Origin of the sequence: Bradyrhizobium sp. AUGA SZCCT0177 (genome assembly GCF_018130125.1) — a bacterium.
GTDB lineage: Bacteria > Pseudomonadota > Alphaproteobacteria > Rhizobiales > Xanthobacteraceae > Bradyrhizobium.
In genome coordinates this window covers 108,175-120,927 of the sequence record NZ_JAFCMA010000020.1, presented here as the reverse complement: position 1 = coordinate 120,927, position 12,753 = coordinate 108,175, and the positions used below count along the sequence as shown (strand labels likewise).

The 12,753-nt window shown below is 62.2% G+C and carries 13 protein-coding genes; 1 reads left to right on the top strand and 12 read right to left on the bottom strand.

The window, feature by feature from the left end; all coding sequences use genetic code 11:
• The 12 genes from JQ597_RS23370 to pqqA form a co-directional block, all read right to left on the bottom strand.
• Complete coding sequence (locus JQ597_RS23370) at window positions 1-405, bottom strand: hypothetical protein (protein ID WP_212266996.1); 405 nt, start codon at window positions 403-405, stop codon at window positions 1-3.
• A 462-nt stretch (window positions 406-867) separates the two neighbouring features.
• Entirely contained in the window at window positions 868-1,728 is an 861-nt protein-coding gene (locus tag JQ597_RS23365) for a DUF4344 domain-containing metallopeptidase (RefSeq protein WP_249148123.1), read from the bottom strand.
• 238 nt (window positions 1,729-1,966) lie between these two features.
• Window positions 1,967-3,022: a 2-oxoacid:ferredoxin oxidoreductase subunit beta gene (locus JQ597_RS23360; protein WP_212266925.1), complete on the bottom strand. Its 1,056-nt coding sequence runs from the start codon at window positions 3,020-3,022 to the stop codon at window positions 1,967-1,969.
• The gene (locus JQ597_RS23355; protein WP_212266922.1) at window positions 3,019-4,869 is read right to left on the bottom strand and encodes a 2-oxoacid:acceptor oxidoreductase subunit alpha; all 1,851 of its coding nucleotides are present in this window, start codon (window positions 4,867-4,869) and stop codon (window positions 3,019-3,021) included. Before JQ597_RS23355 ends, JQ597_RS23360 begins: the two co-directional genes overlap by 4 nt.
• Window positions 4,839-6,638, bottom strand: a complete 1,800-nt coding sequence (locus JQ597_RS23350) for an FAD-dependent oxidoreductase (RefSeq protein WP_212266919.1) — start codon at window positions 6,636-6,638, stop codon at window positions 4,839-4,841. The genes JQ597_RS23355 and JQ597_RS23350 overlap by 31 nt, the downstream gene beginning before the upstream one ends.
• Window positions 6,639-6,877: 239 nt before the next feature.
• Entirely contained in the window at window positions 6,878-7,549 is a 672-nt protein-coding gene (locus JQ597_RS23345) for a DUF4286 family protein (protein ID WP_212266916.1), read from the bottom strand.
• Window positions 7,550-7,560: 11 nt separating this feature from the next.
• Entirely contained in the window at window positions 7,561-8,541 is a 981-nt protein-coding gene (pip, locus tag JQ597_RS23340) for a prolyl aminopeptidase (RefSeq protein WP_212266913.1), read from the bottom strand.
• Window positions 8,531-9,736 (bottom strand): pyrroloquinoline quinone biosynthesis protein PqqE, encoded by a 1,206-nt coding sequence (pqqE, locus tag JQ597_RS23335; protein ID WP_212266910.1) that lies wholly within the window; start codon window positions 9,734-9,736, stop codon window positions 8,531-8,533. Before pqqE ends, pip begins: the two co-directional genes overlap by 11 nt.
• Window positions 9,733-10,044, bottom strand: coding sequence for a pyrroloquinoline quinone biosynthesis peptide chaperone PqqD (pqqD, locus tag JQ597_RS23330; RefSeq protein ID WP_212266907.1), 312 nt, complete (start codon window positions 10,042-10,044; stop codon window positions 9,733-9,735). The genes pqqE and pqqD overlap by 4 nt, the downstream gene beginning before the upstream one ends.
• A gap of 40 nt (window positions 10,045-10,084) precedes the next feature.
• Window positions 10,085-10,840, bottom strand: a complete 756-nt coding sequence (gene pqqC, locus JQ597_RS23325) for a pyrroloquinoline-quinone synthase PqqC (RefSeq protein WP_212266989.1) — start codon at window positions 10,838-10,840, stop codon at window positions 10,085-10,087.
• 20 nt (window positions 10,841-10,860) lie between these two features.
• Window positions 10,861-11,790 carry a pyrroloquinoline quinone biosynthesis protein PqqB gene (gene pqqB, locus JQ597_RS23320; RefSeq protein WP_212266904.1) on the bottom strand — a complete coding sequence of 310 codons (930 nt, stop codon included), beginning with the start codon at window positions 11,788-11,790 and terminating at the stop codon, window positions 10,861-10,863.
• 150 nt (window positions 11,791-11,940) lie between these two features.
• Window positions 11,941-12,021 (bottom strand): pyrroloquinoline quinone precursor peptide PqqA, encoded by an 81-nt coding sequence (gene pqqA / locus JQ597_RS23315; RefSeq protein WP_012029362.1) that lies wholly within the window; start codon window positions 12,019-12,021, stop codon window positions 11,941-11,943.
• Between the two features lie 306 nt (window positions 12,022-12,327).
• On the opposite strand from pqqA, the gene JQ597_RS23310 reads away from it, so the two are divergent.
• A complete protein-coding gene (locus tag JQ597_RS23310; RefSeq protein WP_192740088.1) occupies window positions 12,328-12,585 on the top strand; it encodes a DUF6894 family protein in 258 nt (85 codons plus the stop codon).
• Window positions 12,586-12,753: the final 168 nt, after the last annotated feature.

Below are 12,753 nucleotides of genomic sequence, written 5' to 3'. Positions count from 1 at the left end.
TCAGCGCCCGCGCGTCGGCAACTTCGGCAGTTTGTGCGGATCGAATGCTGGTATGGGCTCGCTCGCCTCCGGGGCGCGCGCCTGCTGGTTGTAAATGAGCGTTCCCTCCAGGAGCAGGCCTGGGAACTGTTCCGCCGTTCCGATGTAGGTCGCTATCTTGCCGGTGCACGTTCCCTGCAGCTTAAGCTCGAGTTCCTGATCATCGCCAAATACGGTTGGCAGCCCGTCGGTGTGTTTTCTTGTGATGACGACTGCGGTGAATCGGTCTCCGTCGACTTCGCATGACCCCTCGTAGGTCATGACGCCGTCGCGCCCCCAGATCCTGCCGTTTGCAACATGGACGATGCCAGTGCCTTGGCTTACCGGGGTCTTGAACCATGCCGCATAAGTACCGTCCTTGAGCACGGTGGAACCTCTTCCTTGAGCGTTCACAAGAGGGTCGATCTTCGGCACGACCAGCCTAAGACTCCATTAATCGCCGCCCTCTCGGAAAGGGCGGCTTTTCTTTTGCCGTAGTCTTACGGAGCAAAACTCCATTGTTCCGACTGGTTTCGTACACATCCTATCGAGATGGGTCAGCCAATACGGGAAATCCGAGTTTGCGAAAAGTGCCACGCCGAAATGCGGCTGTTAGGCAAGCTGCCCGCTATCGGGGCCAAGCCACTCATCAAGGTTTTCCGTTGCTACCAGTGCAACCGCATTGAGACGCGCACAATAAGGTCGGGTGCACTCGGCAGACCCTTTCTTCGTACGTCCCGCTCTGCCGCAGGCCGGCGTTGATCTTTTCCAGCGCTGACGAGCCGAGGCACAATTCGCTGGTCGGCCGCGGGGTGGGTTAGGTGTCGGCTGTTCCCGCGTCCCCAAATCCTATCGACGCGCCAGGTTTGCGCGACGGGCGTTGACGGTTCGTGCCCAGGTTCCGTGAAATTTTCCGGCAAGGCGCTGGTCAATATGCGGCTTGATCAGCTTGGTCATGGCAAAGTTGAGGTCATCGTATTCCCTTGCGCAGACCTCGGCCCGGTCCTTGGGCAGGAAGCCCCTTTCGACGACGTCGGCAAACAACGTCTTGTCTGCGCCATAGGCGACGCACAGTATGTTGAACGTCCGCTGCGCCGGCGTCGAATGCTCACCAGAAAGCGATTGGATCGGAACGGTGACATGCGTTCCCGGCATCTGAATCGCATGATGATAGGCGGAGCCCAGGATCATTCTGCGGGCCTCGTCCTTGCCTAGTCGAAGCATGACGTAGGCGGCGAACTGATCGGCGGCATCTTCCTCGCGGCCGAGCACGGGTATTTGCAGCATGTTGAAAACCGCATGCGCGGTCTCGTGCAGGAACACCGCGAGAATTGGGCCCAGCACAGTGTCGGCCCGGGATAATCCGCCGGGAAGGTCTTGCGGCGGCGCGCTCTTCAGGATGTCCGCCAGCATTTCGTAACACACGGTGATGACTTCATCGTCGTACCAGGCGTTTGCGGCGCCGCAACCCGCGACCTTCAGCGTCAGCGGGTAGGAAAGGCGGAGTGGACTAAGCAGTTCCTGCAGGTGTTCGAGTGCGCGGCCTTGCTTCATTTGGTCGTGGATCGGCTGATGTGCCGGGTCCTTTGGCGACACATATTCGTACTTGATCTGGTTCGGCTTGCTTTTGGGGGCTGCGCTTGCATTGCCGACGGTCCAAAGGATCGCTGCCGCCATGGCCGCGGCAATCGCGGCAGGTTTGTGCCCCATCATATCTCTCAACTATGAATGATAAAAAATTTACGGCGGCAAGTGGATCGACGCGTGGTCGAGCAGCCATAGCACGCCCGTCGGATTCCGTGGATAACGAATCCGGTCGGGCTTATTGTCGGCAGCGCGGCCGCGATGACTGCTTGGACGCAAGCAGGCACGCCAACCGATGCCTGCTTCCGAGGCTAAAGCTCATATCGCAGGATGCATCGACGTTGCAGCCTGACGACTGCATGCGCTAACGCAGGCTGGCGTTGATCTTTTCCAGCGCTGACGAGCCCGGGCACAATTCCTTGGCTTCCAGCGTATTGAGCGGCGTCTCGACGGTGTCGAGATGGGTGTGCATGTCTTCGGCGTCGGGATCGACATAGAGCAAGCCGGTTACCACCTGGCCCTTGGCGGCGTGCTTCTGCAGGAAGGTCATCGCCGCCAGCCGGTCATTGGCGTCGTAATCGGCGTCGATCTTGCGTAGCGCCAGCCTGGTGCCGTCGTGCTGCTCCACCACCTGCACCGAGCCCGGGGCATAATCGACGGTGATGGGGTCGCGGCTGGTGATGACGTCGAGGCGGTTGACCGCGTCGTTATGTTCGCGGACGTAGTCAAAACTCTTGGTCGAGCCGGCGTGGTTGTTGAAGGCGATGCAGGGGCTGATGACGTCGATGAATGACGCGCCCTTGTGACGGATGGCGGCGGCGATCAGCGGCACCAGCTGGGTCTTGTCGCCGGAGAAGCTGCGCGCCACGAAGCTGGCGCCGAGCTGCAGTGCGATCGCCACCAGATCGATGGCGTTGTCGGTGTTCATCACACCCTTCTTGGATTTCGAGCCGCGGTCGGCGGTGGCCGAGAACTGGCCCTTGGTCAGGCCGTAAACGCCGTTGTTCTCGACGATATAGGTCATGTTGACGCCGCGCCGGATCGAATGGGCGAACTGGCCGAAGCCGATCGAGGCGGAATCGCCGTCGCCGGAGACGCCGAGATAGATCAGGTCGCGGTTGGCGAGGTTGGCGCCGGTCAGGACCGACGGCATGCGGCCGTGCACCGAGTTGAAGCCGTGCGAATTGCCGAGGAAATAGTCCGGCGTTTTCGAGGAGCAGCCGATGCCGGAGATCTTGGCCACGCGATGCGGCTCGATCGACAACTCGTAGCAGGCCTCGATGATCGAGGCGGTGATCGAGTCGTGACCGCAGCCGGCGCACAGCGTCGAAATCTTGCCCTCGTAGTCCCGGTGGGTGTAGCCGAGATCGTTCTTCGGCAGGCCAGGATGGTGGAATTTCGGTTTTGCAATGTAGGTCATGACACGGCCTTGCGGAGAGGAGTCACTTTCAGATGGTCCTGATGGTCGCCGATGGCGCTGGCGATGAAGCGCGCGGTGATCGGAGTGCCGTCATAGTGCAGGATCGGCACCAACCGCACCGGATCGATGCCGTTCTCGTTGACGATCAACTGGCGCAGCTGGGCGTCGCGGTTCTGCTCGACCACGTAAACGAAGTCATGGTCGGCAATGAAGCTGGCGACGCTGGAGTGGAACGGGAAGGCGCGAATCCGCATGCGGTCGAGGTGGTGCCCGCGCGCCTCGAGCAGGCCGATCGCCTCGTCCATCGCCGGTGCGGTCGAGCCGAAATAGATCACGCCGTATTTGGTCGGCTTGGCGGCGTTGGCCTGCAGCGGCCGCGGCACCATGTCCTGCGCGGTCTCGAACTTGCGCATCAGCCGCTGCATGTTGTCGGCGTAGACGGCGCCTTCTTCCGAATAGCGCGCATAGCGGTCGCGCGAGGTACCGCGGGTGAAGAACGAGCCTTTGGTCGGATGCGTGCCGGGATAGGTGCGGTAGGGAATGCCGTCGCCGTCGACGTCGAGATAGCGGCCGAAATCGCGGCCGGGCTCGTCGAGCATCTCTGCGGTCATCACCTTGCCGCGGTCATATTGCCGGGCGTCGTCCCACTTCAGTGGACGGCAGAGCCGGTGGTTCATGCCGATGTCGAGGTCGAGCATCAGGAAGATCATGGTCTGCAACCGCTCGGCGAGATCGAACGATTGCGCCGCGAATTCGAACGCTTCCGCCGGGTCTTCCGGGAACAACAGGATATGCTTGGTGTCGCCGTGCGAAGCATAGGCGCAGGCGATGATGTCGCATTGCTGGGTGCGCGTCGGCATGCCGGTCGAGGGGCCGGCGCGCTGGATGTTCATGATCACGCCGGGAATTTCGGCGAAGTACGAGAGGCCGATGAATTCCGTCATCAGCGAGACGCCGGGCCCGGAAGTCGCGGTGAAGGCGCGCGCGCCGTTCCAGGAGGCGCCGATCACCATGCCGATCGATGCAAGCTCGTCCTCGCCCTGCACGATAGCGTATTTGGCCTTGCCGGTTTCGGGGTCGTGCCGCAGCTTCTTGCAGTGGCTGGTGAAGGCCTCCGCCACCGACGACGACGGCGTGATCGGATACCAGGCGCAGACGGTGGCGCCGCCATAGACGGCGCCGAGCGCGGCCGCGCTGTTGCCTTCCATGAAGATGCGGTCGCCGACCTTGTCGGCTTTCTTCACCTGCAGCCCAATCGGGCATTTCAGGTTCTGCAACGCCCAGTCGCGGCCCAGATGCAGCGCGTGGACGTTCGAGGACAACAGCTTTTCCTTGCCCTTGTACTGTTCTGATATCAATTGCTCGACGATCTTCGGGTCCATGTCGAGCAGGGCGCACATCGCGCCGAGATAGATGATGTTCTTGAACAGCTGGCGCTGGCGCGGATCGGTATAGGTCGAGTTGGTGATCGCGGTCAGCGGTACGCCGATGACGTTGATGTCGGCGCGGAATTTCGACGTCGGCATCGGCTTGGTGGAATCGTAGAACAGATAGCCGCCGGGCTCGATCGAGCCGACGTCCTTGTCCCAGGTCTGCGGGTTCATCGCCACCATCATGTCGACGCCGCCGCGGGCGCCGAGATGGCCTTCCTCGGTCACCCGCACCTCGTACCAGGTCGGAAGTCCCTGGATGTTGGAGGGAAAGATGTTGCGCGGGCTCACCGGCACGCCGTGGCGCAGGATCGAGCGCGCGAACAGCTCGTTGGCGCTGGCCGAACCCGAGCCGTTGACGTTGGCGAAACGGACGACGAAGTCGTTTACGCTGCTGATCGGGCTTTGGTCTGACATGTTGATCCCGCGTGAGTCATATCGATGAGGTACTTCTGCATGTCCCAGGCTCCGGTGGGACACCGCTCGGCGCAGAGCCCGCAATGCAGGCAGACGTCTTCGTCCTTCACCATGACGCGCCCGGTCTTGAGCCCATCGGCGACATAGAGCGCCTGGTCGTGATGCGGCGAGGGCGCCTTCAGCCGTGTCCGCAGGTCCTCTTCCTCGCCGTTCTCCGTGAAGGTGATGCAGTCCATCGGGCAGATGTCGACGCAGGCGTCGCATTCGATGCAGGCGGGGGCGCTGAAAATCGTCTGAATGTCGCAGTTCAGGCAGCGCTGCGCTTCACCGAGCGCGAGCTTGACGTCGTAGCCGAGCTCGACCTCGGCGCGGATGTCCTTGAGGGCGATCACCTTGTCGCGGTGCGGCACCTTGTAGCGCTTGTCGGCGGAGATGTCGTTGTCGTAGCTCCACTCGTGGATGCCCATCTTCTGCGACGAGACATTCACTTCGGGAAGCGGGCGCTCGGTGATGTCCTCGCCGGAGAGCATCTTGTGGATCGACAGCGCGGCGTCATGCCCGTGCGCCACCGCCCAGATGATGTTCTTGGGGCCGAACGCCGCGTCACCGCCGAAGAACACTTTCGGGTTGGTCGAAGCGAAAGTCTTGGCATCGACCTGCGGCATGTTCCACTTGTCGAACTCGATGCCGCAGTCGCGCTCGATCCAGGGGAAGGCGTTTTCTTGCCCGACCGCGACCAGCACATCGTCGCAGGGAATGGTCTGGTCCGGCTCGCCCGCGGGCACCAGGTTGCGCCGGCCCTTGGCGTCATATTCCGCCTTCACCTTCTGGAAGGTGACGCCGATGAGCTTGCCGGCTACATGCTTGAATGCCACTGGCACCATGAAATTGAGGATCGGAATGTCCTCGTGGATGGCGTCTTCCTTTTCCCAGGGGCTCGCCTTCATTTCCTCGAAGCCGGAACGCACGATCACCCTGACGTCTTCGCCGCCGAGGCGGCGCGCGGTGCGGCAGCAATCCATCGCGGTGTTGCCGCCGCCGAGCACGATCACGCGGCGGCCGATCTTCTCGACATGGCCGAACGAAACCGAAGCCAGCCATTCGATGCCGATATGGATATTGGCGGCGGCCTCCTTGCGGCCGGGGATGTCGAGCTCGCGGCCGCGCGGCGCGCCGGAGCCGACGAAGATCGCGTCGTAATTTTCAGCCATCAGCGTCTTCAGGCTGTCGACGCGATGACCGCCCTTGAACTCGATGCCGAGGCCCAGGATGTAATCGGTTTCCTCGTCGATCACCGAATCCGGCAGCCGGAACTTTGGAATCTGGCTGCGCATCATGCCGCCCGCCTTGGGGTCGGCATCGAACACGGTGCAGTGATAGCCGAGCGGCGCAAGATCGCGCGCCACCGCAAGCGAAGCGGGACCGCCGCCGACCAGCGCGATGCGCTTGCCGTTCTTTGCCGATACCTTCGGCATGCGGTGCTTGACGTCGTCCTTGAAATCGGCGGCGACCCGCTTCAGCCGGCAGATCGCAACCGGTGTTTCCTCGACGCGGCCGCGGCGGCAGGCCGGCTCGCATGGGCGATCGCAGGTGCGTCCCAGAATTCCGGGAAACACGTTCGATTTCCAGTTGATCATGTAGGCGTCGCTATAACGCCCCTCGGCAATCAAACGGATGTATTCGGGAACTGGCGTGTGAGCGGGGCAGGCCCATTGGCAATCAACCACTTTGTGAAAGTAGTCCGGCGCCGAGATGTCAGTCGGTTTCATTCCTACCTTTTCCGCGTCAGCAATCCGAACGCGGCCTTGTTGCCTGAACGCTCAGTAGGCGTTCTTGTGGTTTTTGAATTGGATCATAGGCTTATCTTATCGGAGCTTAGAGCCATTCCAGACGAGTCACAAAGGCAAATTTGCGCGATTGCCAGCTTTCAATGCAGGCACGCGTGAACGTTAATACTCGCTGATATTATATGGCGGTGCAGCATGAACGCACCGCATTGTCGCCAATGTTACGCGCTGGGCAGATCGCTCTTCGCGAGGTCCCACATCAGCCGGTAAATACCGCTTGTAACCACCAGCGGCTTGATCGCGGCGTTGTCCTTGAAGCGCGCTGCGGCCGCCGGGACCGCGCTGACATCGGTGGCGTCGATCAGCACGAACCAGTCGCCGGCGCCTGGATTGGGCGCTGCGGGGTCATCGGTGATCGGTTTCGACAGCGCCGGATTGTTCTCCAGCAGGTGCATGGAGATGATGCCGTCGAGTTTTGCGGGATCGAGTTGATCCCGCAGTGCGGCACGCAACTTATCCTCGCCGCCGGAAGAAGGGCGCAGCCGGATGATGCCGAGCGCGGCGCCGCGGCCGGTGCCGCGGCTGATGGTGATACGCGAAACGCCCCGGATCATGTTCTTGAAGCGGGCAATGTTGGCCTTCGACCAGGCAGTCTGGTTGGCGAGCGCAGTGCGGTAGAACGGGCTGTCCAGCACCTCGATGGTTTCGGTGGAATAAAGGCTGAGATATTTCGGGTCGCCATCGTGCGCGACATAGCGCCGCGCTTCGAGGAACCCGGGCATCGCGACGCGTTCCTCGAGATGTTCGCAGTCGTACCAGCGATTGAATTCGGCCTCGTCGGCGGCATCGATGTTCATCGACGTCAGCAGCATGCCTTTTCCGGCTATCGGCATTTCGAAAATCCCTATCTGGTAATCTTGGAAGCCATGTCCGCGACCGCTTTCATCACGGCGTCGCGGACGCCGGGATCGTACAGCGTGTGGCCGGCGCCTTCGACCAGGCGAACCTCGGCCTCGCGCCACACCGCGGCAAGCGCATGCGAGGTCGCCGGCGGGCACAGCAAATCATAACGGCCCTGCACGATGATGCCGGGAATGTCAGCGAGCCTGCCGGCCTCTTCGATCAGCTGGCTCGGCCTCATGAAGCAGTCATTGGCGAAATAATGGGCTTCCATGAACGGCGTGGCGGGCAGGGCGCGCGACGAGTTGACCGGATCGAGCCGGGCGCGGCCGGGCGTGTGCTCGGAGAGGATGCGTTCGGTCTCGCCCCATGCCCGTGCGGCCGGGCCATGCACGGCGGTATCGGGATTGAGGATGCGGCGGAAATATGCGTCGATCGGGTGCGTGCGTTCCGCTGGCGGCAACACGTCGAGGAACTCCGCGTGCAGCGCCGGATAGAAGCGCGGCAGCACCTCGAGGAATCCATCCTCGATCTCCTTGCGGGTGCCGAGGAAGGTGGCGCGCAGCACGATGCCGGTGACGCGGTCGGGATGCGCTTGCGCATACGCCAGCGCCAGCGTCGCGCCCCAGGAGCCGCCGACGATCATCCAGCGCTCAAAGCCGAATTTCTCGCGGATCCTCTCCATGTCCGCAATCAGATGCGGCAGGGTATTGTCTTCACGCCTGCCCTTGGGGCGGCTGCGGCCGGCGCCGCGCTGGTCGAACAGCACCGCGTGGAAACGCTCGGGGTCGAACAGCCGGCGGTGATCGGGCTGGCAACCGCTGCCGGGCCCGCCATGCAGATAGACCGCCGCAATGCCGCCGATGCGGCCGACGCTTTCGACATAGATGTCGTGGCCATCGCCGACATCGAGCTGCTCCGAGGTCAGCGGTGCAAACGGATCGGCGCGTTTGGCGGATTTTCCGGCGTCGGCGTCAGGCGCCATGCTCGCCTTCCGTCTCCAGCGTACCGCCGGCGAAATTGCGATAGAGGAAACGGTTATTGTCGGAGGCCGCTTCCTGCTCGGCCTGCTTGAAGATCTGCTCGTGCATCGGCGACAGCGTGCAGGCCGGATCGGTATTGCCGGCATCGCCGGTCAGCGCAAAGGCCTGGCAGCGGCAGCCACCGAAATCGATCTCCTTGAACTCGCAGCTCTGGCACGGTTCAGGCATCCAGCCGGTGCCGCGATAGCGGTTGAAAGCTTCGGAATTCTGCCAGATCCAGGCGATCGAGTGATTGGATCGCACCGAAAGGAATTCGAGCCCGGTGATGCTCTCGGCGGCGTGACACGGCAGGATCTTGCCGGCAGGTGAAATGTTGAAGAATTGCCGGCCCCAGCCGCCCATGCATTTCTTCGGCCGCAGCGCGTAATAATCCGGCACGACGTAGTCAATCGCGAGAATGCCCTTCAGCCGCACTTCGGCTTCCTCGACGAGCCGGCTGGTCTCCTCGATCTGCGCCATCGTCGGCATCAAGGCGGCGCGGTTCTTCAGTGCCCAGCCGTAATACTGCACGTTGGCGACCTCGAGCCGGTCGGCGTCGAGATCGACCGCCATCTGGATGATGTCGGAAAGCTGGTGCAGGTTCTGCCGGTGCATGACGGCATTGACCGTCAGCGGCAGGTCGAGCTCGCGCGTCCACCTCGCGACCTCCAGCTTCTTCTCATGCGCCTTCTTCAGGCCCGCGACGCGGTCGGCCACCATGGGCTCATTGCCCTGAAAACTGATCTGCACGTGGCACAGCCCGGCATCGGCCAGAGCGGACAGTTTTTCGCGTGTCAGCAGCACCGCCGAGGTAATGAGATTGCTGTAGAGCCCGACATCGCTGGCGTGCTGGACCAGTTCGACCAGATCCTTGCGCGCGGTCGGCTCGCCGCCGGAGAAATGGATCTGCAGCACGCCGATTTCGGCGAGCTCGGTCAGAACCTTCTTCCATTCCTCGGTGGTCAGCTCAGTGCCGCCGCGGTCGAGCTCAAGCGGGTTGGAGCAATAGGGGCATTGCAGCGGGCAGCGGTGCGTCAGCTCGGCCAGCACCGCGAGCGGAATGCCGAACGTCTCCGCGGTCGAGCGCCGCTGTTCCAGCACCGAGAGCCCGTCATGGGGCGCGGTTGCCGCTTTGCCGTCGGTGAGGATGTCGCTCATGACGTCTTCTCGCGCGCTTCGGTCAGAAAGCCCTTGTCGGCGAGGTCCTGCAGCATTGCGATGACGTCGGTTGCAATTGCCTCGCGCGGCGCGGCGTATTTCGCGGTCAGCTGATCGATCATAGCAGAGACGCTGCGAACACCGTCGCAAAGCTGCAGCACTTCGACCGCGATTTCGTCCGGCGCCAGCACGCGCTCCGGCGCCAGGATCACCCAGACCTGCCGCGTCTCATCGAATTTCAGCTTGGCGTGCCGCGGCAATTTCGGCCGGCTCGCCTCGCTGACACTGATGTTGCGGCCCAAAGCCATCGATCGCTAAATCCCGGTTCTTGGTTTCGGTTCTTAGGCTTCAGTCCCCTTGGGGCACGAACGCGCCGGGCGGTATGTGGCCGTCGACATAGGCATGATACAGCGCATCGAGCTGAACCCATAGCACATTGGTCTTGAAGATCAGGGCGTTGCAGACCGCCTCGCGTTCCGCCGGCGTCCTGGCGTGCGCCTTGACGTAGTCGAGCGCGAATCCGGCGTCGCGCGGCGCTTGCTGCAGGCGGCGGCTGAAATAGCTCATGATGTCGGGATTGACGAAATCATAGTGCTGCAGCATGCCCGAGATGCGCTCTTCATGCAGGTTCGGCGCGAACAGTTCCGTCAGCGAGGAGGCGATCGCCTCGAGCGGCGTCTTGTCGCGGCAGAAATGCACATAGGCCTCCACCGCAAAGCGCGTCGCGGGCAGGATGCCTTCGGTCGATTCCACATAGGCGCTGTCGAGCCCGAGGCCCTCGGTCAGCTTGAGCCAGCGCTCGATGCCGCCTTCGGAGCCGAGATCGCCATCGTGGTCCTCGATCCGGTGCCGCCATTCGACGCGGGTCGCGCGGTCGCGGAATCGCGAGATCACCATCGCGTCCTTGAGCGGGATCGTGCTCTGGTAAAAATAGCGGTTCAGCGCCCAGGCCTGCACCTGGCCTTTGTTGAGCTTGCCGCCATGCAGCAGCCGGTGGAACGGATGCAGGTTGTGATAGCGCGTCGCGCCGATGTGGCGCAGCGTTGCCTCCAGTTCCTCGGCGTTATTGAGCGAAATGCCTTTGCCGATCGATAGCGCGGTCATTCTGGTGACGGGCACGACGCTCACAGTGTGATCTCCATTCCATCGGCGGGGATGTGCCAGCCGGCCTGCTCGGCGGTTTTGCGCTCGTCCGAGCCGTGCAGCAAGGCGGGGTTGGAGTTGTTGATATGCAAAAACATCTTGCGCCCGATGTCGAGTCCTTCAAGGCTTGCGATCGCGCCGTTCTCGCCTGACATCGAGATGTGTCCCATGCTTTGCCCGGTTTTGTTGCCGAGGCCCGCGGCAACCAGTTCGTCGTCGCGCCACACCGTGCCGTCAAAGAACACCAGTGCGGCGCCTTTCAGCCGCGACTTCAGATCGTCGGTCACCCGCGCGCAGGCAGCAAGGAAATAGAGATATTTGCCGCTGGCTTTGTCCAGGATTCGAAGCCCGAGCGTATCGCCCACACCGCTGCCGCCGGCCGGATGCGCCTTGCCTTCGAGATACCAGGCGCCCTTGCCGGGAACTTCGAAGGGGAGGATTTCGATGCCGGATGGCGAGCCATCGGGCAAGTCAGGTTCGAACGCCCGGTCGACCGCGATCGGCTGGCGTTTCACGTTCTTTTCGCTCAGCACATTAAAGATGCTGTTGGATTTGAGGATCGCAAGCACCCGCTCATGCGCATAGAGGATGAAGGGCGATCCCTCGCGCATCGACAGCAGGCCTGCAACCGCGTCGATCTCGCCATTGGTCAGGATGACGCCCGCAATCGGACTGTGACGGAGCTGGCCTGCCTTGGGATGAAGCTGCGGCGTCGCGGTCAATTGCTGGCGCAGATCCGGCGAGGCGTTGATCAGGAACCAGTGCTCGCCATCGGCGCTGACCGCGATCGAGGCCTGCGTGCTCTGGAGTTCGGGATGTTCGTTGCGGGCCGTCCGGCACACCGGACATCCGCAGTTCCACTGCGGAACACCGCCACCCGCCGCGGCGCCCAGGACGACGACGCGAAGCATGATCCGTCTCCTGGCAAATTCAAAACTTGGGCACAAACGGGTAAGGTCAAAACGCTACGAGGTGGATCCGGGCCAAAGACACAGTTCCGCGTTCGGGAACGTGTCAGGCCCAAAGATCCACCTCGCTAAAACCTTGGCGATCGCTGCCGGTTACTTTCGGGCGGCGCACGCATACATGTTGATTTCCATGCCGACCGGCACTTCGACGATTTTCGGTGCTTTCCAGGCCATTAAGCGCTCCTTTTGATACCGGACGAACTCCGCCCTCGGAGATAAGGTACTGCGGATCAGAAAGTTCGCCAGTGAAATCTTTTTGCCGCATGCCTTCCGTGTTTTCATGTTGCATCGCGAGATAATTCACGTTTTTGTGCGGAGGCCCGCGGTCAAAACTGCGTGGGATCAAGCGTTTCCGGGTTGATCGCAACGCCGCGAATGCTGATTTTCCGTTCGACGGAGCGCTGCCGGCTTCAGATAAAGAACTTGTGAAAAATGGGCTGGCCCCCGGCTGCGGGGCATCCATGGAGTAGGTTACCGCCGATGCCACGCTATTTTTTCAACACCCGTATCGGCGATGAGCTGATTTCCGATCCCGATGGCGAAGTGCTGCGGGATCCCGACCGCGCCTGGGAAATGGCGCGCGCCATGATCCGGGAACTGCTCAAGACCGAAGGCACTGACGGCGCGCTGCTGAACGCGACCATCGAGGTCACGGACGACGAGGGCGAGATCGTGCTCGAGTTTCCGTTCACCGAGGCCATTCTCGACACGCCGGATCGCTCCATCACCCGGCATTGATTCAGCCACCGTCATTCCGGGGCGCGCGTCAGCGTGAATCTCAGGTGCGAATTGCGCACCGGGGAATGGCGCTGGATGATGGGTCAGCGATGTTTTCCGATTGCAAATGTACGGACAAATATTAGAGAGTGCCGCCCGGGGGGCCACCGGCGGATGATGTTTGCCGCG